Here is a 22,628-nt window from a genome sequence, read left to right on the forward strand (position 1 = left end):
AACACCTAATCTGAAGTGAATTCTGTGCGACAGGACATAACGATGATTGACCCAATCTCAGCTTACCGCGCCCTCACCTCACGCGATGCGCGTTTTGACGGCATATTCTACGTGGGTGTAACCTCAACCGGCATTTATTGTCGTCCCGTTTGCCCGGTGAAGGCACCACGTGCGGAGAACTGCCTGTTTTTCGACAGCGCTGAAGCGGCAGAAAAAGCCACCTTTCGGCCCTGCCTCCGTTGCAGACCCGAGCTGGCTCCCGGCCATGCGCCTGTCGATCACAGTCAGCGTATTGCCGAACGGTTGATGCAGCGTATTGATGAAGGGATGATTGAGCAGGTCGACAGCCTGGAAGAGATTGCTGCCAGTTTTCATCTCAGTCTGCGTCAACTTCGCCGCATTGTTCATAAAGAGCTGGGCGTTTCGCCACAGGAGTTACGCCAAACCCGGCGATTGCTGCTGGCTAAACAGTTATTGAGCGAAACCCATTTGCCCGTCACGCAAATTGCGTTTGCCAGTGGGTTTTCCAGCCTGCGTCGTTTTAACGCTGCGTTCAGCAGCCAGTATCGTATGCCCCCTTCGCATTTGCGTAAGAACATGAAGATCAGAGAAGGAGGCATCGACAGCAACGACACGTCAACATTGCAGCTCAGCTATCGCCCTCCTTATGACTGGGAGGCGATGCTGGCCTTCCTGCGCCGTCGTGCGCTGCTGGGCGTAGAGAGTGTAGATGATGTCAGTTATGCCCGTACCGTGCGTCTGGGGCCGCATTATGGATGGATAAGAGTGACGCAGCAGGCAGAGAAAAATATGCTGCAGGTTGAGTTCACACATTCACTGAATGCCGTTTTGCCTGTGCTGCTGCGCCGACTGAGAAATCTGTTTGACCTGAATGCCCGCCCTGACCTGATTGCAGAGCACCTGGGACAGGACCCGTTGTTGCACGCCTCGGTGCTGGCGCATCCCGGATTACGGGTTCCCGGTGCGTTCGACGGTTTTGAGATGGCCGTGCGTGCGATTCTCGGCCAGCAGATCACAGTGAAAGCCGCTGCCACATTGGGTGGACGCTTCGCCACCGCACTGGGAGAAGAGATCGCCACGCCCTTTGCCGAACTGACACATCTTTCTCCCCTGCCAGCCCGGGTGGCGCAATGCAGTGTGGATGAGATTGCCCGCCTGGGGATTGTCAGTGCCCGCACCCGCTGTATCCTGGCGTTGGCGGAACAGTGTGCTCTGGAGAAACTGCAACTGGATATCGTCAGCAATCCTGACGATACGATTGCACAACTGTTAGCCTTGCCTGGCATTGGTGACTGGACGGCGAAATACCTCGCTATGCGCGCATTACGCTGGCCTGACGCGTTTCCGGCGGGAGATATTGTGGTACGCAATAATCTCGGTGGTCTTAGCGTTAAACAGGCGGAGGAGTGTTCACAGGCGTGGCGTCCGTGGCGCAGCTATGCGGTGATGCATATCTGGCACAGTGGAAAATTGGTATAAAGGAACGGGGCGACCGGACACTCAAATCGCAGACAGCAAAAAGGCGCCTTTAGGGCGCCTTCTTACATTGGTGGGTCGTGCAGGATATGCCTCGCATCATATTGATGCTCGCCCTGCGGGTGATGCTGGCGCATCAGCACAAAATTGCAGTGCAATTTTGTCGAACCTGCTGCAGGTTCTCATCCTGCACGTTAAGCTTCACCGCACAGAAACGAAAAAAGCGCCTGTTAGGCGCTTTTTTCTGAATTGGTGGGTCGTGCAGGATTCGAACCTGCGACCAATTGATTAAAAGTCAACTGCTCTACCAACTGAGCTAACGACCCGATATGGTGGGTGATGACGGGCTCGAACCGCCGACCCCCTCCGTGTAAAGGAGATGCTCTACCAACTGAGCTAATCACCCATATCAGAACTGCTACGCATGTTTATCTCTTAAGAGATGGTGGGTCGTGCAGGATTCGAACCTGCGACCAATTGATTAAAAGTCAACTGCTCTACCAACTGAGCTAACGACCCGCAATGCGGTATATCTGTACTATGCTATCTCTTACTACTTTGAAGTGGTGGGTCGTGCAGGATGACTTCGCCCTTCGGGCCGTTGCTGAAGCAACGTTGTCTCGCTTTCGCTCGACTCGAACCTTTTACGGTTCTCATCCTTCACGGTTTACACCGCTTACGACTTTGAAGTGGTGGGTCGTGCAGGATTCGAACCTGCGACCAATTGATTAAAAGTCAACTGCTCTACCAACTGAGCTAACGACCCGATATGGTGGGTGATGACGGGCTCGAACCGCCGACCCCCTCCGTGTAAAGGAGATGCTCTACCAACTGAGCTAATCACCCATATCGAAACTTCAAAGCACGGTTTACACCGTTTTAAAACTTAATACTGGTGGGTGGTGCAGGATGACTTCGCCCTACGGGCCGTTGCTGAAGCAACGTTGTCTCGCTTTCGCTCGACTCGAACTTTTTACGGTTCTCATCCTTCACGGTTTACACCGTTTAAAACTTAATAGTGGTGGGTCGTGCAGGATTCGAACCTGCGACCAATTGATTAAAAGTCAACTGCTCTACCAACTGAGCTAACGACCCACTTTTGTGCTGCTGGCGTCTCTTAACATATCCCCCGGCAACGGCGGCATATATTACTGATTTGAATTTCCAGCGCAACCACTATTTCAGGATAAGTTGTTCAACTGCTTAGCTTTCACGCGGTAAGACCATATTTCAGGCTAAAATGAGCTCAATCACGCCAATCAGAGTGCCGCTGAGCGCTTTTGTGCCTGTTTTGCGGCTTCACTGTTAGGGTACAGTTTGACCACCTGCTGATAGACCGCTTTGGCTTTCGCCTTGTCGCCTTTTTCCTGCATGATCACCCCCACCTTCAGCAGCGCATCTGCACTCTTCGGTGATTTTGGGTAATTTTTGACAACAGTCGCGAAATAAAACGCGGCATCGTCTTTTTTGCCTTTGTTGTAATTCAACTGACCAAGCCAATAGTTCGCGTTAGGCTGAAAAGTCGAATCCGGGTATTTCTTCACAAAGGACTGAAATGCTGCGATAGCCTGATCGTACTGTTTTTTCTCCAGTACCAGCGCCACTGCCGCATTGTAATCGGTATTCGCATCCCCACTTTGGGTCGGGGCAGCAGCGGCAGCAGGAGCTGCTGCCGCTGCATTGCTGCCGTCAGAGGACGTATCGGCGGCTGCCGCACCCGCACCTGACGCGGCCGCTGCACCGGCGTTTGCACCACCGCTGCTGAGACTGTCAATCTGCTGGTAAAGTCCTTTCTGACGCTCCACAACCTGATTCAGCTGATAGCTGTTTTCCTGAATTTGACCACGTAGTGAGTCAATATCATTTTGAGTTTCGGAAAGTTGCTGCTGAAGTTGCTGGAGGAGTTGCGCCTGAGCATTAGAAATACGCTCAAGTGTAGTGACACGGTCTTCAACCGAGCCGGAGCCAACGTTACTGATTGTTGCCTGGGCATTAGCGGCCCAGGGGGCCGCTACGCCAACCAGTAACGACAGACTCAACAGGTGAGTTCTGAAGCTACTAATCATGTGATTCTCTTAGTAAACCAGTACTGCACGACGGTTTTTAGCATAAGCTGATTCGTCGTGACCCAGTACTGCAGGTTTTTCTTTACCGTAAGAAACGATAGAGATCTGGTCAGCAGAAACGCCTTTACCCTGCAGGTACATTTTAACAGCTGAAGCACGACGTTCGCCCAGGGCGATGTTGTATTCAGGTGTACCGCGCTCATCCGCATGACCTTCTACGGTCACTTTGTATGATGGGTTGCTACGCAGGAAGTTAGCGTGCGCATCCAGCATCTGAGCGAAGTCAGAAGCGATGTCATACTTGTCCAGACCGAAGTATACGATGTTGTTTTTCTGCAGTTCTTGCATCTGCAGACGTGCCTGCTCGTCAGAAGACATGTTACCGCTGTTCATGCCGCTGTTAGAACCGTCACCAAGACCGTTAGTCTGGTCGTTGTTGTTGTTCTTATGAGAGCTACATGCAGCCACTGCGATTACTGGCAGTGCCAGCATTAAGCCTTTCAGCACTTTGTTCAGTTGCATTATTTAATTCCTATTATAGTTTGCCATACATATTTACACATGCATCACAGATACGGCGACCAGGCAGGAAATTTGACCTGTCCATCAGTTGCCGGAAGACGCGCTTTGAAACGCCCATCCGTCGAAACCAACTGCAATACGGAACCCATACCCTGAGTAGAGCTATAGATTACCATTGTGCCGTTAGGTGCGAGACTTGGCGTCTCATCCAGGAACGTGTCCGTTAATTGTTGAACGGCTCCCGTTACCAGATCTTGTCGGGCGATGTGTTGAGCACCGCCATTGGTGCTGACCATCACCATTGATTTGCCATCAGAGCTGACGTCTGAGTCCTGGTTCTGAGAACCTTCCCAGGTAATACGTTGAGCTGTACCGCCGCTTGCGCTGATTTTATAAATTTGTGGACGACCTGCCTGATCGGAGGTGTAAGCCAGACTCTGGCTGTCCGGGAACCAGGTTGGTTCGGTGCTGTTATAACGACCATCAGTGATCTGACGAATCTGACCAGAACCAATGTCCATCACATACAGATTCAGGCTACCCGTTTTTGATAACGCAAACGCCAGTTTGCTGCCATCTGGAGAGAAGGCTGGCGCACCGTTGTGACGTGGGAACGAAGCAACCTGCCTGATCGCGCCATTCGCCAGCGTCTGGATAACCAGTGCAGACTTACCGCTTTCAAAGGTCACGTAAGCCACTTTGCTACCATCTGGAGACCAGGCTGGTGACATCAGTGGTTCTGGTGAACGATGCACAACAAACTGGTTGTAACCATCGTAATCAGATACGCGCAGTTCATACGGGAATTGACCGCCGTTGGTCTGCACTACGTAAGCAATACGGGTACGGAATGCCCCTTTGATGCTGGTCAGTTTTTCAAAGCTTTCATCACTGGCTGTATGCGCCGCATAACGTAACCACTGTTTTGTCACTTTGAACTGATTCTGCGCCAGTACCGCACCCGGGTTAGCCGAGGTATCGACCAACTGGTAGGAAACGGTGTAACTGCCGTCAGCACCTGGCTGAATCTGGCCTACCACGACGGCATCAATGCCCAGCGCACTCCATGCAGCGGGCTGCACTTCGGCAGCAGAGGTTGGCTGCTGTGGTAGACGTGAACGATCGATTGGATTGAATTTACCGCTGTTACGTAAGTCGGCAGCAACAATGCCACCAATATCTTCCGGTGCGGCACCTGGACCATCCCATTTAAACGGCACAACGCCGATAGGACGTGCGGAATTCACACCCTGAGTAATTTCAATGCGAACTTCTGCATGCGCAACCGCGACAAACAGCATTAAAAAACTCAGCGCTACACGAAATGCCTGCTTCATTCTTTCTCCCTTACCCGGGCATAGCACCCACGATAATTAGCCTTGTATCAAGAAACCTAAGAGTACGGCATGCAAAACATAGTTCAACATGCCGCTGATGACCGAATTCTTACAGTTTAAACTCGACTGTCGCTTCTTTCACCGCCTGCCAGACATCCTGGGTAGGCGGTTTTGGAATTTTAGCAGTACGAGCAGCACTTAACGCGGCCTGACAGAGCGCAGCATCACCACCGGCCGTCGTCGCTGAAATCAGCAGCCCGTCCGGAGCCAGTTTGATGCGGATATCGCAGGTTTGCCCTGCGAAAGTATCCGCATTATACAATTTACTTTGAATCGCGCCTTTAACCTGTCCAAGGTAACTGTCGATAGCTGCACCGGATGCACCCGATTTTTTCTGCGTACCCTGCCCTGCAGCACCACCGCCGCCAGCAGCATTTGCGGATTTCGGCGCATTTTTACCTGAGGTCAGGTCACCCAGTAAGTTACCGACATCACCCGACTCTTTCGCGGCTTCAGCTGCTGCTTTCTTCTTGGCTGCGGCATCGGCTTTGGCTTTCGCTGCGGCATCAGCTTTCGCTTTTGCAGCCGCTTCCGCTTTTTCTTTGGCAGCAGTCGCCGCTTTCTCTTTGGCTTCTTCCGCTGCTTTTTCTTTCGCCTCAGCCGCCGCCTGTGCTTTGGCTTCCTGAGCAGCAGCCTTCGCATCCGCCGCCGCTTTTGCCTCAGCAGTCGCTTTGGCTTTTGCATCCGCTGCCGCTTTCACTTTAGCGGCTTCCGCAGCGGCCTGTTTCGCTTCTGCTTCGGCTTCTTTCTTCGCATCAGCAGCCGCTTTTTTCGCTTCTTCTGCAGCTTTTTTCTGTGCATCAGCAGCAGACTTCGCCTGGGCATCCGCCTGGGCTTTCGCATCAGCTTTGGCTTTTGCCGCGGCGGCTTCAGCCTGTTTCTGCTCCTGCTGTGCCTGCTTCGCCGCATCCGCGGCTTGCTTCTGCTCGGCGGCCTGTTCTGCCGCCTGCTGTTTGGCATCTTCCTGCGCCTGCAGACGTTCTTTCTCGATCTGTTTCAGCCTTTGCTGTTCTGCGGCCTGTTTCTGCTGCAACTCTTCCGCCTGCTGTTTAGCCTGCTTCTGACGTTGTTGCTCGGCACGCTTGCTGTCGCTCTGCTGATTTTGCTGACGATTGTACTGTTCTACCACCGCGCCAGGATCGACCATGACTGCATCAATATCGCTACCGCCACCACCGCCGCTGGCGTCGATGTTTTCGTCAAACGAACTCCATACCAGCACGGCCACCAGAATAATGTGGAAGATGACTGATATTGTTATCGCTCGTTTTAACTTTTCGTCTTGCTCGGTTGCCTTCGACACTCTCGGTTCCCAAAAACGGTTCGAATGAATTAAATCGGCTGCGTCATTAATCCGACAGACTTCACGCCTGCCTGATGCAGCAAGTTCAGCGCCTTGATGATTTCCTCGTAAGGAACCTCTTTGGCCCCGCCAATCAGGAACACCGTTTTCGGGTTAGCCGTAATGCGGCGCTGCGCTTCGGCCACCACTTGTTCCGCTGGCAACTGCTCCATCCGATCGTGATCGACCACCAGGCTGTACTGCCCGACACCCGCGACTTCAACAATCACAGGAGGATTATCATCGCTGGAGACGGTTTTAGAATCTGTAGCGTCCGGGAGATCAACTTCCACGCTTTGAGTGATGATCGGCGCCGTTGCCATGAAAATCAGCAACAGCACCAGCAGCACGTCCAGCAACGGAACAATATTGATCTCGGACTTGACGTCGCGGCGACCGCGACCACGCCTTCTGGCCATGCTAACCTCCGACTTACTTGCTTACGTCGCTAGAGAACGCCTGACGATGCAGGATAGCCGTGAACTCTTCCATAAAGTTGTCGTAGTTCTGCTCAAGTTTGTTCACACGCTGCGTCAGGCGGTTGTAAGCCATGACCGCAGGGATGGCCGCAAACAGACCAATTGCAGTTGCAATCAGTGCTTCAGCAATACCCGGTGCCACCATCTGTAAGGTGGCCTGTTTCACCGCGCCCAGCGCGATGAAGGCATGCATAATCCCCCATACCGTACCAAACAGACCAATATAAGGGCTGATGGAACCTACGGTACCCAGGAAAGGTATATGGTTTTCCAGCGCTTCCAGTTCACGGTTCATGGAAATACGCATGGCACGCGTCGCCCCCTCCACGACCGCTTCCGGCGCATGGTTGTTAGCACGATGCAGACGGGCAAACTCTTTAAAACCCGCATAGAAAATCTGCTCAGAACCGCCCAGCTCATCGCGACGGGCCTGGCTTTCCTGATAGAGACGAGACAGTTCGATACCGGACCAAAACTTATCTTCGAAGGCATCTGCATCACGCGTGGCCGCATTCAAAATACGGGTACGCTGAATGATTACAGCCCAGGAGGCGATAGAAAATCCGATCAATATCAACATGATAAGTTTGACCAGAAGGCTCGCCTTCAGGAACAAATCAAGAATGTTCATGTCAGTCACTGCTTGAACTCCGCGACAATAGACTTGGGAAGCGCTATCGGCTTCATTAGATGTGGATTGATGCAGGCGATCAGGACCTCTGCTTCATTGAGCACACGGCCTTCTGCATTAACGATGCGTTGTGCGAATGTCATGGTCGTTCTGGTCATGCCAATAACCTCGCTTTGCACATCGAGCATATCGTCGAGGCGTGCAGCTGCAAGGTAATCAACCGTGATACGACGCACGACAAAGGCCACCTGCTGTTCCAGCAGAACCTGTTGATTGAAATGGCGCTGGCGCAGCATTTCAGTCCGTGCCCGTTCATAAAAAGCGACATAGCTGGCGTGGTAAACCACACCACCGGCATCGGTATCTTCGTAATAGACACGCACCGGCCATCGAAACAGCGTTGTACTCACTCTACATCCCGGTAATGCTAACGTTGGTACAGGAAAACGTTGCTACTATACGCAAGAGCTAACCTGTTGGGAATGGGTTGCCAGAGGCTGACGAAAATAATTATCCCTGCGTAACAACTTCACTAATTTCAGGACATTTGTTAGACAAATATTGACATAAACGCAGCTAAAAATAGCTTCAGCGACATTTATTATGGCGAGGGACAAAGAGGAAAACAGAGGGACAGATGAATCTGTCCCTCTGCACGATCAGAGGAAGAAAAAAACAACGCCACTCATGGCAACTAACAAGGCAGGAAGTGGAGAGAAAAATCCGCGCCAGCGTAGACGATGCGGGCGGAACCCCACACCGTGAATTACGCCCGTGCAGACCGCCCACATCAGCAACAGCCCCTGCCAGATAGCCAGCTCACTGCTGTTCGCGGCAAAGCGCGATGGGTTCCAGAACATACACCCCGCCAGCAGTAACGCGGCCACCAGGGAAAGCGCCCTCAGCGGGCCCTTGTCCATCAGTTGATAGAGACGAGCGATGCCCTCCCCCATCACAGTTCCTCTTTACTCGCGGCTGACGCTTCAGCTTGTTCCAGCGCCAGAGCGGTAATGATACCGAAGGCACAGGCCAGCAGCGTGCCAAGAATCCAGGCAAAATACCACATGATGTCGCTCCTTCTTTAGTAGAGAGAATTACTGTTATTTTCAATCTGTTCTTTGGTCACACGGCCGAACATTTTGTAGTAACACCAGGTTGTGTAAGCCAGGATAATTGGCACAAAGATAGCCGCTACCACGGTCATGACGTTGAGTGTCAATACCGTCGACGTAGCATCCCACATGGTCAGGCTCACATTCGGTACGGTACTGGATGGCATAACGAACGGGAACATCGCAATACCGGCCGTCAGAATGACACAGGCCAGCGTCAGTGAAGAAAACAGGAACGCCCAGGCCCCTTTCTCAATACGCGAGAAGAGGATAGTCAGTAACGGCAGTACCACGCCCAGCACCGGAATGGCCCAGAGAATCGGCGCATTATTGAAGTTCACCATCCAGGCACCCGCCTGACGGCTGACTTCTTTCACCAGTGGATTAGACGCACCGTTATGATCGAGTGCCGAGGTCACCACATAACCATCAATGCCGTACACCACCCAGACACCCGCCAGCGCGAAGCAGACCATCATCACGGCAGCAGAAATCTGCGCGGCTTTACGGGTACGCAGATGCAATTCACCGACGGTGCGCATCTGCAAATACGTTGCACCCTGGGTCAGGATCATCGTCAGACTGACAATCCCCGCCAGCAGACCAAACGGATTCAGCAGTTGGAAGAAGTTGCCGGTATAGAACAGGCGCAAATCGTTGTCGATGTGGAAAGGTACACCTTGTAAGAGGTTACCAAAGGCGACACCAATGACCAGCGGCGGGACAAAGCTGCCGATGAAAATCCCCCAGTCCCACATCCCGCGCCAGCGCATATCTTCAATCTTGGAGCGGTAGTCAAACCCGACCGGACGGAAGAATAATGAGGCCAGCACCAGGATCATCGCCACATAAAAACCGGAAAACGCAGCGGCATAAACCATCGGCCAGGCAGCAAACAATGCACCACCAGCCGTGATCAACCAGACCTGGTTACCGTCCCAGTGTGGGGCGATACTGTTGATCATAATACGGCGTTCAGTATCAGAACGCCCCAGGATGCGGGTCAGCATGCCAACGCCCATATCAAAACCGTCAGCGACTGCAAAACCGATCAGCAAAATACCAATCAGCAACCACCAGAGAAAGCGCAATTCTTCATAAGTTAACATGTATGGACTCCTGTCTTAGCGTGCCGGCTGCGAGGCGATGCTGGACTGCTCATAGTGATAGCGTCCGGTTTTCAGGCTGCTAGGACCCAGGCGGGCAAACTTGAACATCAGGTACATTTCAGCCACCAGGAACAGCGTATACAGACCACAAATCAGCCCCATCGAGAACAGTAGATCGCCTACAGTCAGTGATGAGTTCGCTACAGCGGTGGGCAGCACTTCACCAATCGCCCAGGGTTGACGGCCATATTCCGCAACAAACCAGCCAGATTCAATCGCAATCCACGGCAGCGGAATGCCGTACAGCGCGCATTTCAGCAGGAGTGGGCATTTACCAATGCGATTACGAATAACGGTCCAGAATGACAGCCCGATAATCAGTAACATCAACACGCCACAGGCGACCATGATGCGGAAGGAGAAGTAGAGTGGAGCAACGCTGGGAATCGAATCTTTCGTTGCCTGCTGGATCTGAGCTTCGCTGGCATCCGCAACGTTCGCTGTATAGCGTTTTAACAGCAAGCCATAGCCCAGATCCTGTTTGGCCGCATTGAATGCAGTACGCACGGCTGGGTCCTGGTTGCCGGTACGTAGTTCCTGCAGCAGCTGGTAAGCCTTCATCCCGTTACGGATGCGCACTTCATGCTGCTCCATCAACTCTTTCAAACCGGTGACCTGTTTGTCGACGGAACGGGTCGCGATCAGGCCGAGCGCCCAGGGGATCTGAATAGCATAGTTATTCTTCTGTGCTTCCTGATCGGGGATACCGAACAGTGTAAAGGCGGCCGGCGCTGGCTGCGTTTCCCACTCGGCTTCTATCGCGGCAAGCTTGGTTTTCTGCACATCACCAATTTCATAGCCCGATTCATCACCCAGTACGATAACAGACAGGATAGCGGCCATACCAAAGCTGGCAGCAATCGCGAATGAACGTTTGGCAAAAGCGATATCACGGCCGCGCAGCAAGTAGTAAGCACTGATACCCAGAATAAACATCGCACCACAGGTATAACCGGCTGCCACGGTGTGCACGAATTTCACCTGTGCTACCGGGTTTAATACCAGTTCGGAGAAGCTGACCATCTCCATACGCATCGTTTCGAAGTTAAACTCAGAGGCCACTGGATTCTGCATCCAGCCGTTTGCCACCAGAATCCACAATGCGGAGAGGTTGGAACCGAGAGCCACCAGCCAGGTCACGGCCATGTGCTGTACTTTGCCCAGGCGATCCCAGCCGAAGAAGAACAGCCCGACAAATGTCGACTCAAGGAAGAATGCCATCAGGCCTTCAATGGCCAGCGGGGCACCGAAGATATCACCCACATAGTGCGAGTAATAAGACCAGTTAGTGCCGAACTGAAACTCCATCGTAAGCCCGGTTGCAACACCCAGGGCAAAGTTAATACCAAATAACTTGCCCCAAAACTTGGTCATATCTTTGTAGATTTGTTTACCCGACAACACATATACCGTTTCCATAATGGCCAGTAAAAACGCCATACCTAGCGTTAAAGGCACAAACAGAAAATGGTACATAGCAGTCAAAGCAAACTGTAATCGCGACAGTTCGACAATATCAAACATTCTGACTCCTTGCTCCGCAAGTGGGTTCCGACAGAAGAATACCCGAGTAAATTACTCAGAATTACCTGGAGACATCCCAATAAATAAAAAAGAAAACGTAATCCCGTAAAGTGTCTCCTGACACAGGGAATCATCCCAGCCATAGGGCTAAAAGGGTTAGTAACAACCTTAGAAGATCCAGAAAGACATCCCGGCTTCCATAATACGCCTTTATACACACAGCTTTAAAGTGGTTTTGTGACGACAGTATTATTTTTAGCAGGCTGTATCAACTTTTAATGAGATAGCGGAAACAACCTGAATTTGATGTAGCGCAATTTAAACCAAAAACGCACAAAGACTCCAGTAATATACCCAATAAATAAGTCTGCTTTTCTTGATCTAAATTAAGATTGAGATCTCATATATTGTGGTAGCAAGGTTTGTTTGTTAAAGGTTTGTATGCGATTACAGGGGGAAGGTTAAAATATAAAAACAATGGAGTGGCAATTTAACGTTAAATTACATCTGAGAGCTTTAATAATAATTTAACGTTAATCACTAACAGTAAAAAGTGTGGCAGACAACCATAAAAAAGGCCACCCTCAGGTGGCCTGTATTGCAGTAAACAAGCGTATTACTGTGGCAGTACCGCTTTTACGGCCTCGCCGATATCAGCCAGGCTACGCACGGTTTTCACGCCTGCTGCTTCCAGCGCTGCAAACTTCTCGTCTGCTGTGCCTTTACCGCCTGCGATGATAGCCCCTGCGTGCCCCATACGTTTGCCCTTAGGCGCCGTCACACCGGCGATGTAACCCACTACCGGTTTAGTCACGTACTCTTTGATAAACGCAGCAGCTTCTTCTTCTGCGCTACCGCCGATTTCACCAATCATGACGATGGCTTCGGTCTGTGGGTCATCCTGGAACAGCTTCAGGATATCGATGAAGTTAGAGCCTGGGATCGGGTCACCACCGATACCGACGCAGGTAGACTGGCCGTAACCAATATCTGTCGTCTGCTTCACGGCTTCATAGGTCAGCGTACCGGAACGGGACACGATGCCAATGCGGCCTGGCTGGTGAATATGGCCAGGCATGATGCCGATCTTACAGGCTCCCGGGGTAATAACACCCGGGCAGTTTGGACCGATCATACGCACACCGGCTTCATCCAGCTTCACTTTCACGGTCAGCATATCCAGCGTTGGGATGCCTTCAGTGATGGTGATGATCAGCTTAATGCCCGCTTCAATCGCTTCCAGGATACCGTCTTTGCAGAACGGAGCCGGTACGTAAATCACGGATGCTGTCGCACCTGTTGCTTCTACCGCTTCGCGCACGGTGTTAAATACCGGAAGACCCAGATGCTCAGTGCCGCCTTTACCTGGCGTTACACCGCCGACCAGCTGAGTACCATAGGCTAGCGCCTGTTCGGAGTGGAAAGTCCCCTGACCACCGGTGAAGCCCTGGCAGATAACTTTGGTGTTTTTATCAATCAGAATAGACATTATTTACCCTCCGCTGCGGCAACAACACGGTGCGCCGCATCGCTCAGGCTGGTTGCTGCAATAATATTCAGGCCGCTGTCTGCCAGTTTTTTGGCACCCAGCTCGGCATTGTTCCCTTCCAGACGCACCACCACCGGCACGTTTACACCCACTTCTTCCACCGCCCCGATAATGCCGTCAGCAATCAGGTCGCAGCGAACGATACCGCCGAAGATGTTAACAAAGACCGCTTTAACCGCGTCATCTGACAGGATGATTTTAAAGGCTTCGGTCACGCGCTCTTTGGTCGCACCGCCGCCAACATCAAGGAAGTTAGCAGGCTGGCCACCGCTCAGTTTCACGATGTCCATCGTACCCATCGCCAGACCCGCACCGTTGACCATACAACCGATGTTACCTTCCAGCGCCACGTAGTTCAGTTCCCACTGCGCTGCATGTGCTTCGCGGGAGTCTTCCTGGCTTGGGTCGCGCATTTCGCGCAGCTCTGGCTGGCGGAACAAAGCATTGCCGTCAGCCGTCAGCTTGCCGTCCAGGCAAACCAGGTCGCCCTGCTTGGTGATCACTAACGGGTTGATCTCAACCAGCGCCAGATCACGCTCCAGGAACAGCGTTGCCAGACCCATAAAGATCTTGGTGAACTGACCAACCTGCTTACCAGTCAGACCTAGTTTAAACGCCAGCTCACGACCCTGGTAAGGCTGTGGCCCGGTGAGGGGATCCAGCGCCATTTTGTGAATCAGGTGCGGGGTTTCTTCCGCCACTTTCTCAATTTCCACGCCGCCTTCGGTTGACGCCATAAACACCACGCGACGGGTGCCACGGTCAACGACTGCGCCCAGGTACAGTTCCTGGTCGATATCGGTCGCGGATTCCACCAGAATCTGGTTAACCGGCTGGCCATGTGCGTCAGTCTGGTAGGTCACCAGACGTTTACCCAGCCAGTTTTCAGCGAAAGCGCGGATCTCTTCTTTACTGTTAACCACTTTCACACCGCCCGCTTTACCGCGGCCACCGGCATGAACCTGACATTTCACTACCCACGGGCCGGCACCAATCTTAGAGGCGGCTTCTTCTGCTTCGCGTGGCGTGGTGCAGGCATAACCGGTTGGTGCCGGTAAACCATACCGTGCAAACAACTGTTTTGCCTGATATTCGTGTAAGTTCATGATGTTCTATCCATTCAGGTCTGAAAAGACTTAGCCGCCAGAAGCGGCTACACATAGGGTTGGGTACGACAATATACTGCCGTACCCCAGGGGTTTAGACATCCAGCAGCAGACGCGCCGGATCTTCCAGCAGCTCTTTGATCGCCACCAGATAGCCCACTGATTCGCGGCCATCGATCAGACGGTGATCGTAAGAGAGTGCCAGATACATCATTGGCTGGATAACGACCTGGCCATTCACCGCCATTGGGCGATCTTTAATGGCATGCATACCCAGGATCGCGCTCTGCGGCGGGTTGATAATCGGGGTAGACATCAGGGAACCGAAAACACCACCGTTAGTAATGGTGAAGTTACCGCCAGTCAGTTCGTCAACAGTCAACTTACCGTCGCGTCCTTTCACTGCCAGCTCTTTAATTTTCTTCTCAATGTCAGCCATGCTCAAAGCATCAACATCTTTCAGCACCGGAGTCACCAGGCCGCGCGGTGTGGAAACCGCAATGCTGACGTCGAAGTAGTTGTGATACACCACTTCTTCACCATCGATGGACGCATTCACTTCCGGGTAGCGTTTCAAGGCTTCAACAACGGCTTTAATGTAGAAGGACATAAAGCCCAGACGCACACCGTGACGTTTTTCGAAGGCATCACCATACTGCTTACGCAGTGCCATGATGGGCTGCATGTTGACTTCGTTGAACGTGGTCAGCATTGCCGTGCTGTTTTTCGCTTCCAGCAGGCGTTCAGCCACACGCTTGCGCAGGCGCGTCATTGGCACACGCTTCTCGCTGCGGTTGCCCAGAGAAGCAGCCGGTGCGGTAGCAGCAGGTGCCGCTTTCGCTTCAGCAGCTTTCGCCGGAGCATTTGCCAGATGTTTTTCCACATCTTCACGGGTGATACGACCACCCACGCCGCTGCCTTTGATTGCGGCAGCGTCAAGGCTGTGCTCGGCAATCAGACGGCGAATCGCCGGGCTGAGCGCATCGTTGCTCTCTTCTTCAAGTGAGGCCGTTGCGCGCTGCGCAGGGGTCGCCTCTTTGGCTTCGGCTTTGGCAGAGGTTTCTTTGCCGCCGCTATTACCTTCTTTCAAGCGACCCAGCGCCTGACGAGACACCACGGTGGCGCCTTCATCTTCGAGGATAGCTTCCAGTACGCCATCCGCCGAGGCAGGCACTTCCAGAATCACTTTGTCTGTTTCAATTTCTACCAGCACTTCGTCACGTTTGACGCTGTCGCCCGGTTTTTTGTGCCAGGTTGCCACGGTGGCATCTGCCACGGATTCAGGCAGGTCAGGAACAACGATATCTACGCTACTCATTCTATTTCCTTAATTATTCAACGTTCAGCGCGTCATTAACCAGATCTTGCTGCTGCTGCTGGTGAACGGACATATAGCCAACTGCCGGAGATGCAGATGCAGGGCGACCGGCATAACGTAATGAAGCCCCAAACGGCACGACTTCGCGGAAGTGATGCTGGCTGCAATACCAGGCACCCTGGTTCAGTGGTTCTTCCTGACACCAGACAAAATCATGCACATGAGAATACTGCTGCAACACATCCTGCACCGCTTTGTGCGGGAACGGATAAAGCTGCTCAATACGCACGATAGCAACGTCGGTTTGCTCATTCTTACGACGTTTATCCAGCAGGTCGTAATACACCTTACCGGAACACAGCACGACACGTTTGACGCCTTTAGGGTCGAGATCGTCGATTTCACCAATGGCAGGCAGGAACGCACCGCTGGCCAACTCTTCCAGTGAAGATACCGCCTGCGGATGACGTAACAATGACTTCGGTGACATCACCACCAGCGGACGGCGCATACCGCGCAGCGCCTGACGACGCAGCATGTGGTAAACCTGCGCAGGTGTAGACGGCACGCAAACCTGCATGTTCTGCTCTGCACAAAGTTGCAGGTAACGCTCCAGGCGCGCAGAGGAGTGCTCAGGGCCCTGACCTTCATAGCCATGTGGCAGAAGCATCACCAGGCCACACATACGGCCCCACTTCTGCTCGCCGGAGCTGATGAACTGGTCAATCACGACCTGCGCCCCGTTAGCGAAGTCACCGAACTGTGCTTCCCAGATGGTCAGGGTGCGCGGTTCTGCGGTGGCATAGCCATATTCAAACGCCAGCACGGCTTCTTCTGACAGCACGGAGTCCCATACTTTGAAGATGCCCTGCCCGTTATGCACATGCTGTAACGGAGTGTAGGTCGACCCATTCGCCTGGTTATGGATAACCGCATGACGATGGAAGAACGTACCGCGCCCCATATCCTCGCCGGAAAGACGGCATGGAATGCCTTCATCCACCAGCGTGGCGTACGCGAGGTTTTCTGCTGCGCCCCAGTCGAACGGCTTATTTCCGGCCGCCATTTCAGCGCGATCGTTGTAAATCTTGGCCACACGGGACTGCATTTCGACAGATTCCGGTACCGTGCTGATGCGTTTTGCCAGTGCCTGCAAACGCTTCAGTTCGATAGATTCCGGGTAGCCTTCATCCCAGTCATGGTTTAGATACGGCGACCAGGTGAAAGAGTGGAGGCTCATTGGGCGCCATTCCGGTACCACGCACTCACCTGCATCCAGAGCATCACGGTACAGGTTGACCATTTCCGTGGCATCTTCCAGGCTGGCGACCTTTTCGGCTTCCAACTTGTCAGCATAGAGTTTACGCGGCGTCGGATGTTTCTTGATCTTCTGGTACATCACAGGCTGCGTGGCGCTTGGCTCATCAGCTTCGTTATGACCATGACGGCGATAACAGACCAGATCAATAAACACGTCGCGTTTAAAGGTGTTACGGAAATCCAACGCCAGACGGGTGACAAAGGCAACCGCTTCCGGGTCATCCGCGTTGACGTGGAAGATCGGGGCCAGCACCATTTTACCAATATCGGTACAGTACTGAGTTGAACGTGCATCTTTAGGGTTTGAGGTGGTGAAACCAATCTGGTTGTTGATCACGATACGTACTGTACCGCCCACTTCGTAACCCCGGGCCTGCGACATGTTCAGGGTTTCCTGCACCACGCCCTGCCCGATAACGGCAGCATCACCGTGAATAGTGATAGGTAAGACTTTGTTGCTGGCAGGTTCATCAAGACGGTCAAGACGGGCGCGGACAGATCCCATGACCACCGGGCTGACAATCTCGAGATGTGATGGGTTAAACGCCAGCGCCAGGTGAACCATGCCGCCTTCAGTTTCCACATCCGATGAGAAGCCCATATGGTACTTCACGTCACCCGTGCCAAGATGCTCTTTATGCTTACCAGAGAATTCGTCGAACAGGTCCTGTGGCTTTTTGCCCAGCACGTTGATCAGCACGTTCAGACGGCCGCGGTGTGCCATACCCAGCACCACTTCGCGCGTACCGCTCTTACCGGCATGACGAATCATCTCATTCAGCATCGGCACCAGCGCGTCACCGCCTTCCAGTGAGAAGCGTTTAGCACCAGGGAATTTCGCGCCCAGATAGCGCTCCAGACCTTCTGCTGCAGTCAGCTGCTTGAGGAAGCCCTTTTTCTCTTCAACAGAGTAAGATGCCTGCCCCACCACCGATTCCAGACGCTGTTGGATCCAGCGTTTTTCTTCGGTGTTGGTCATGTGCATATATTCCGCACCGATCGAACCGCAATAGGTTTGCTGCAGCGCCGCAAACAGATCCGCCAGCTTCAGTGTCTCTTTACCAATGGCAAAGGAACCGACATTGAAACTTTCCTGGAAATCGGCTTCGCTCAGACCATGGTAGGCTGGGTCGAGATCCGGTACAGCTTCCTGCTTCCACAGGCCTAACGGGTCGAGGTTTGCTTGCTGATGTCCGCGGAAACGGAAGGCGTTGATCAGTTGCAGTACCTTAACCTGTTTAGCATTGGTTTCAGGATCGCTGACGGAGGCGGTATAGCGCGAAGCATCTTTCGCCAGACGGCGGAAATACTCGCGGGTGGTGGAGTGAAATTGCTCAGGTCTAACCCCAGTTCCAGGAAGCTGCTGGAAAAGAGACTTCCAGGCCACATCGACAGAGTCAGGATCGGTTAAAAAGTCCTCATAGAGCTGCTCTATGTAGGACTGGTTCGCGCCGGCCAGCCAGGAGGAGTCCAGCCAGGGTTTCATCGCGCTGTTCTGCATTGTGATCCCTTAAGCATATTTGTGCTTTTTTTTTCGCCGTGGTTGGTTAATGGAACCTTTGCAAGTCCCGCGCCGCGTTAACGGCTTACCGTGGTACGGTTCTTCGATACGAGCGACCGGCCCGTAAGGGAACCTTTGCAAAGGGTTTCCGGCAACTTCACTCTGCCGAAAACACCTTACAAAGATGACCTGGTAAAACACCGGGAACCCGCAGGCTCCCGGTACGTCAGTGTTAAGCGCCCCGCTGCAACAGCATCGACTTAATATGGCCGATGGCACGCGTTGGGTTTAGCCCTTTAGGACATACGCTCACACAGTTCATGATACTGTGACAGCGGAATACACTGAAAGCATCGTTCAGATTATCAAGACGCGCATCGGTTTCGGTGTCACGGCTATCAATCAGGAAACGGTATGCCGCCAGCAAACCTGCCGGACCGATAAATTTGTCCGGGTTCCACCAGAATGACGGGCATGAGGTCGAGCAACAGGCGCAAAGAATACATTCGTACAGACCATCCAGTTTTTCACGCTGTTCCGGCTCCTGAAGATGTTCCCTTGCTGGTGGTTTTTGCCCATTATTCAACAGGTAAGGCTTAATCTTCTCATACTGAGCATAGAATTGCCCCATGTCCACCACCAAATCGCGGATCACCGGTAAACCGGGCAGCGGGCGGATCACAATTTTCTGTTTACCATTACCCAGCGCAGAAACGGGGGTAATGCAGGCAAGGCCATTTTTACCGTTCATATTGAGACCGTCAGAGCCACACACCCCTTCACGGCACGAGCGGCGAAACGCTAACGTCGGGTCTTTCTCTTTCAGACGCATCAGCGCGTCCAGCAACATCATGTCACGGCCGTCTTCTGACTCCAGCGTGTATTCCTGCATACGCGGAGCATCATCGACATCCGGATTGTAACGATAGATGGAAAATTCGAGTCTCATGGTGTTATCTCCGCAAACTAGTATGTACGTGCTTTCGGCGGGAAGGCCGCACGCAGTTTCGGCTGCATGTTCACTTCACGGCGCGTCATGCTTTCAGTCAGCGGCAGATACACGCTGTGACATAACCAGTTTGCATCGTCACGTTCAGGATAGTCGAAGCGGCTATGTGCCCCACGGCTTTCCGTACGATAGTTGGCTGACACCGCTGTGGCGTAGGCCGTCTCCATCAGGTTATCCAGCTCCAGGCACTCAACACGCTGGGTGTTGAAATCGCTGGAACGGTCATCCAGACGGGCATTCTTCAGACGCTCGCGCAACACTTTCAACTCTTCCAGACCCCGCGCCATCGCATCACCTTCACGGAAGACCGAGAAGTTATTCTGCATACAGGCCTGCAAGGCTTTACGCAGATCTGCCGGATCTTCACCCGTGACGTTGTTATTCCAGCGGTTCAGTCGGGCCAGAGAAGCGTCAATTTCTTCTTCCGTGGCTTCGCGCAGCTCACCCTGCTCGGCAATGGATTCCTGCAGATGCACACCAGCAGCACGGCCAAACACCACCAGATCGAGCAGCGAGTTGCCGCCAAGACGGTTAGCCCCGTGGACGGATACGCAGGCAATTTCACCCACCGCAAACAGGCCCGGAACCAGAACATCTTCACCTTTCTCGTTCACCGTCAGTGCCTGACCGCTCACACGCGTTGGAATCCCCCCCATCATATAGTGGCAGGTTGGGATGACCGGGATCGGTTCTTTCACCGGATCAACGTGCGCAAAGGTCCGCGACAGCTCAAGGATGCCCGGCAAACGCGCTTCCAGCACCTCTTTACCCAGGTGGTCCAGCTTCAGCTTAGCGTGTGGACCCCACGGACCGTCACAGCCACGACCTTCACGGATTTCGATCATGATAGAACGTGCTACCACGTCACGACCCGCCAGGTCTTTCGCATTTGGCGCGTAACGCTCCATAAAGCGTTCGCCGTGTTTATTCAGCAGATATCCGCCTTCACCACGGCAACCTTCGGTCACCAGCACGCCCGCACCCGCAATACCGGTCGGGTGGAACTGCCACATTTCCATATCCTGCACTGGTACACCGGCACGCAATGCCATACCGACGCCGTCACCGGTGTTGATATGCGCATTGGTTGTAGACTGGTAAATACGTCCGGCACCGCCGGTCGCCAGCACGGTGGCACGCGCTTTGAAGTACACCACTTCACCATCTTCAATGTTCAGCGCAGTACAGCCGACAATCGCGCCATCGGCGTTTTTCACCAGATCCAACGCATACCATTCGGAAAAGATAGTGGTGTGGTTTTTTAGGTTCTGCTGATACAGCGTATGCAACAATGCGTGGCCGGTACGGTCAGCGGCTGCAGCCGTTCGTGCCGCCTGCTCACCGCCGAAGTTTTTCGACTGGCCACCAAACGGACGCTGATAAATACGACCATCATCCAGACGGGAGAATGGCAGGCCCATATGTTCCAGCTCAAGAATCGCTTCCGGACCGGTTTTACACATATATTCAATCGCGTCCTGGTCACCGATATAGTCGGAACCTTTGACCGTGTCATACATGTGCCATTCCCAGTTGTCTTCATGGGTATTACCCAGCGCAACGGTAATACCGCCTTGCGCAGAAACGGTATGAGAACGGGTTGGGAAAACTTTGGACAACAGAGCACAGGTCTGGCCCGATTGGGAAATCTGTAAGGCGGCGCGCATACCTGCACCGCCTGCGCCGATAACCACGGCATCAAATTCTCTGACTGGCAAACTCATCACGCACCCCACACAACAACGGTTCCATAAATTGCATACACCAACAGGGCTACCACAATCACCAGTTGCAGCATCATGCGCAGCGCCAGTGGTTTAATGTAGTCAGTCAGTACCTGCCACATCCCAATCCAGCCATGCACCAGAATGGAGAACAGCGTCAGAAGGGTGAAGACTTTCGTGAAGTTTGAGGCAAAAAAACCACGCCAGATGTCATAGGTCAGGGTCCCTGACATCACGATAAAGCCGAGGATATACAGCACATAGAGGGTCATAACCATGGCGGCAGCACGCAGCAGCAACCAGTCATGAATGCCGTTGCGACCCAGTGCAGAAGCATTGCTTACCATACGAGGACTCCAGCCAGGATTGAGAGCACGACAGTGATACCGAATGCAATTTGCGCGGAAAACTTACCCGTTTCTAAGGTTTCACCGAGGAAACCAAAGTCCATCATCATATGGCGAATGCCGCCAGCGATATGGTACGCCAGTGCGGTTAAGATGCCCCACATGATGAATTTGGCAATAAAGCTATCCATGACGGCAGAAGCCTGAAGGAAGCCTTCGGGAGAAGAGAGAGACAGACCCAGTAACCAGAGCAGAATCCCGATCGACACAAAGGTGATCACGCCGGACACGCGGTGGAGAATGGACGCAATTGCGGTTAAGGGAAACCGGATCGTAGTGAGATCCAAGTTGACAGGTCTTTGTTTTTTCACGGTTTTGCCCACACAGCTTTTCTTATTTTGCTTCCTCCGGTCCTGAAGGGGGGTCAGACAGCGTTATCTAAGTTGACCATTCGCGCCAGGCACCAAAACTACAACGTCCAGTGTCAAAAACGACGCGTATGAAACGCTGGGTGGCTCCTACTGCAGGGGAAATCCGGAGACCTGGCGGCAGTATAGGTGGATCACATTCTCATTACAATTCCCCTACAAACTCTTTGGGAACATTTCAGCGGAACAGTGATCACTCTCACGGTTTTCATAATTGATACAATTTTAATTATCTGATTTGACAAAAGTTCAACATTCTTGTTACAAACGGACGAATAAAAGTTCTATGATGCACAAAAGTTATGGGGATACACTTTCCCCTAAGCACAAGTTATGTAACATTGGTTGGGATTACCCATAAAGCATCAGGTTTTGACAATAACGTAAGTCATTACCAAACCGGGTCTTTATACAACCATGCTACGCATCAGTAATATGTCATCCCGGCCAGCACGCGCCCGTCACTCTGTACCCTGCACGCAAAAAGATGCCACAGAGATGATGACCTTCTGCGCCAGACACAAGGCTGGGGAATATGACTTTCCTGGTGATAAAGATCCCTAAAATACGGCGCTAAGGAGACTGTA

General features: G+C 52.8%; 20 protein-coding genes, 6 tRNA genes and 3 other RNA genes. 1 reads left to right on the forward strand and 28 read right to left on the reverse strand.

Going from position 1 to position 22,628, the window contains the following annotated elements; all coding sequences use genetic code 11:
• Positions 1 to 42: 42 nt before the first annotated feature.
• The gene (locus tag HHI26_RS04780; protein ID WP_171148732.1) at positions 43 to 1,500 is read left to right on the forward strand and encodes a DNA-3-methyladenine glycosylase 2; all 1,458 of its coding nucleotides are present in this window, start codon (positions 43 to 45) and stop codon (positions 1,498 to 1,500) included.
• 68 nt (positions 1,501 to 1,568) lie between these two features.
• On the opposite strand, the gene HHI26_RS04785 is transcribed toward HHI26_RS04780, so the two are convergent.
• The 28 genes from HHI26_RS04785 to sdhC form a co-directional block, all read right to left on the reverse strand.
• Positions 1,569 to 1,704: non-coding RNA, RtT sRNA (locus HHI26_RS04785), on the reverse strand.
• Positions 1,705 to 1,747: 43 nt separating this feature from the next.
• A tRNA-Lys gene (locus tag HHI26_RS04790) sits at positions 1,748 to 1,823 on the reverse strand.
• Positions 1,824 to 1,827: 4 nt separating this feature from the next.
• A tRNA-Val gene (locus HHI26_RS04795) sits at positions 1,828 to 1,903 on the reverse strand.
• Between the two features lie 37 nt (positions 1,904 to 1,940).
• Positions 1,941 to 2,016, reverse strand: a tRNA-Lys gene (locus tag HHI26_RS04800).
• A 45-nt stretch (positions 2,017 to 2,061) separates the two neighbouring features.
• A non-coding RNA gene (locus HHI26_RS04805) (RtT sRNA) lies at positions 2,062 to 2,175 on the reverse strand.
• Positions 2,176 to 2,187: 12 nt separating this feature from the next.
• Positions 2,188 to 2,263: transfer RNA gene (locus HHI26_RS04810), tRNA-Lys, on the reverse strand.
• Positions 2,264 to 2,267: 4 nt separating this feature from the next.
• Positions 2,268 to 2,343 (reverse strand) — tRNA-Val (locus HHI26_RS04815).
• Between the two features lie 47 nt (positions 2,344 to 2,390).
• A non-coding RNA gene (locus HHI26_RS04820) (RtT sRNA) lies at positions 2,391 to 2,504 on the reverse strand.
• 12 nt (positions 2,505 to 2,516) lie between these two features.
• Positions 2,517 to 2,592: transfer RNA gene (locus tag HHI26_RS04825), tRNA-Lys, on the reverse strand.
• A gap of 164 nt (positions 2,593 to 2,756) precedes the next feature.
• On the reverse strand, positions 2,757 to 3,563 hold the full coding sequence (gene cpoB / locus HHI26_RS04830; RefSeq protein ID WP_159337428.1) for a cell division protein CpoB: 807 nt from the start codon (positions 3,561 to 3,563) through the stop codon (positions 2,757 to 2,759).
• Between the two features lie 9 nt (positions 3,564 to 3,572).
• Entirely contained in the window at positions 3,573 to 4,085 is a 513-nt protein-coding gene (pal, locus tag HHI26_RS04835) for a peptidoglycan-associated lipoprotein Pal (protein ID WP_133845490.1), read from the reverse strand.
• A gap of 44 nt (positions 4,086 to 4,129) precedes the next feature.
• Positions 4,130 to 5,422, reverse strand: coding sequence for a Tol-Pal system beta propeller repeat protein TolB (gene tolB / locus HHI26_RS04840; protein ID WP_171148733.1), 1,293 nt, complete (start codon positions 5,420 to 5,422; stop codon positions 4,130 to 4,132).
• Positions 5,423 to 5,531: 109 nt separating this feature from the next.
• A complete protein-coding gene (gene tolA / locus HHI26_RS04845; protein WP_171148734.1) occupies positions 5,532 to 6,785 on the reverse strand; it encodes a cell envelope integrity protein TolA in 1,254 nt (417 codons plus the stop codon).
• Between the two features lie 29 nt (positions 6,786 to 6,814).
• Positions 6,815 to 7,243 carry a colicin uptake protein TolR gene (gene tolR / locus HHI26_RS04850; RefSeq protein WP_062748479.1) on the reverse strand — a complete coding sequence of 143 codons (429 nt, stop codon included), beginning with the start codon at positions 7,241 to 7,243 and terminating at the stop codon, positions 6,815 to 6,817.
• A 13-nt stretch (positions 7,244 to 7,256) separates the two neighbouring features.
• Complete coding sequence (gene tolQ / locus HHI26_RS04855; RefSeq protein WP_171148735.1) at positions 7,257 to 7,934, reverse strand: Tol-Pal system protein TolQ; 678 nt, start codon at positions 7,932 to 7,934, stop codon at positions 7,257 to 7,259.
• Between the two features lie 5 nt (positions 7,935 to 7,939).
• On the reverse strand, positions 7,940 to 8,344 hold the full coding sequence (gene ybgC, locus HHI26_RS04860; RefSeq protein ID WP_133845496.1) for a tol-pal system-associated acyl-CoA thioesterase: 405 nt from the start codon (positions 8,342 to 8,344) through the stop codon (positions 7,940 to 7,942).
• A gap of 249 nt (positions 8,345 to 8,593) precedes the next feature.
• Positions 8,594 to 8,887, reverse strand: a complete 294-nt coding sequence (gene ybgE / locus HHI26_RS04865; protein ID WP_133845498.1) for a cyd operon protein YbgE — start codon at positions 8,885 to 8,887, stop codon at positions 8,594 to 8,596.
• Positions 8,887 to 9,000: a cytochrome bd-I oxidase subunit CydX gene (gene cydX, locus HHI26_RS04870; RefSeq protein WP_133845500.1), complete on the reverse strand. Its 114-nt coding sequence runs from the start codon at positions 8,998 to 9,000 to the stop codon at positions 8,887 to 8,889. Before cydX ends, ybgE begins: the two co-directional genes overlap by 1 nt.
• 15 nt (positions 9,001 to 9,015) lie before the next feature.
• Positions 9,016 to 10,155, reverse strand: a complete 1,140-nt coding sequence (cydB, locus tag HHI26_RS04875) for a cytochrome d ubiquinol oxidase subunit II (RefSeq protein ID WP_133845502.1) — start codon at positions 10,153 to 10,155, stop codon at positions 9,016 to 9,018.
• Between the two features lie 15 nt (positions 10,156 to 10,170).
• Positions 10,171 to 11,739: a cytochrome ubiquinol oxidase subunit I gene (gene cydA / locus HHI26_RS04880; RefSeq protein WP_133845504.1), complete on the reverse strand. Its 1,569-nt coding sequence runs from the start codon at positions 11,737 to 11,739 to the stop codon at positions 10,171 to 10,173.
• A gap of 616 nt (positions 11,740 to 12,355) precedes the next feature.
• Entirely contained in the window at positions 12,356 to 13,228 is an 873-nt protein-coding gene (sucD, locus tag HHI26_RS04885; RefSeq protein WP_062748464.1) for a succinate--CoA ligase subunit alpha, read from the reverse strand.
• Positions 13,228 to 14,394 (reverse strand): ADP-forming succinate--CoA ligase subunit beta, encoded by a 1,167-nt coding sequence (sucC, locus tag HHI26_RS04890; RefSeq protein WP_062748462.1) that lies wholly within the window; start codon positions 14,392 to 14,394, stop codon positions 13,228 to 13,230. Before sucC ends, sucD begins: the two co-directional genes overlap by 1 nt.
• A 94-nt stretch (positions 14,395 to 14,488) precedes the next feature.
• Positions 14,489 to 15,712, reverse strand: coding sequence for a 2-oxoglutarate dehydrogenase complex dihydrolipoyllysine-residue succinyltransferase (gene odhB / locus HHI26_RS04895; RefSeq protein ID WP_133845506.1), 1,224 nt, complete (start codon positions 15,710 to 15,712; stop codon positions 14,489 to 14,491).
• 13 nt (positions 15,713 to 15,725) lie between these two features.
• The gene (sucA, locus tag HHI26_RS04900) at positions 15,726 to 18,533 is read right to left on the reverse strand and encodes a 2-oxoglutarate dehydrogenase E1 component (RefSeq protein WP_133845508.1); all 2,808 of its coding nucleotides are present in this window, start codon (positions 18,531 to 18,533) and stop codon (positions 15,726 to 15,728) included.
• A 232-nt stretch (positions 18,534 to 18,765) separates the two neighbouring features.
• On the reverse strand, positions 18,766 to 19,482 hold the full coding sequence (locus HHI26_RS04905) for a succinate dehydrogenase iron-sulfur subunit (protein ID WP_133845510.1): 717 nt from the start codon (positions 19,480 to 19,482) through the stop codon (positions 18,766 to 18,768).
• Positions 19,483 to 19,499: 17 nt separating this feature from the next.
• A complete protein-coding gene (gene sdhA, locus HHI26_RS04910) occupies positions 19,500 to 21,266 on the reverse strand; it encodes a succinate dehydrogenase flavoprotein subunit (protein WP_133845512.1) in 1,767 nt (588 codons plus the stop codon).
• Positions 21,266 to 21,613, reverse strand: coding sequence for a succinate dehydrogenase membrane anchor subunit (sdhD, locus tag HHI26_RS04915; protein WP_133845514.1), 348 nt, complete (start codon positions 21,611 to 21,613; stop codon positions 21,266 to 21,268). The genes sdhA and sdhD overlap by 1 nt, the downstream gene beginning before the upstream one ends.
• Positions 21,607 to 21,996 carry a succinate dehydrogenase cytochrome b556 subunit gene (sdhC, locus tag HHI26_RS04920; protein WP_133845516.1) on the reverse strand — a complete coding sequence of 130 codons (390 nt, stop codon included), beginning with the start codon at positions 21,994 to 21,996 and terminating at the stop codon, positions 21,607 to 21,609. Before sdhC ends, sdhD begins: the two co-directional genes overlap by 7 nt.
• Positions 21,997 to 22,628: the final 632 nt, after the last annotated feature.

It is taken from the genome of Erwinia sp. JH02, assembly GCF_013074405.1.
Taxonomy (GTDB): domain Bacteria; phylum Pseudomonadota; class Gammaproteobacteria; order Enterobacterales; family Enterobacteriaceae; genus Erwinia; species Erwinia rhapontici.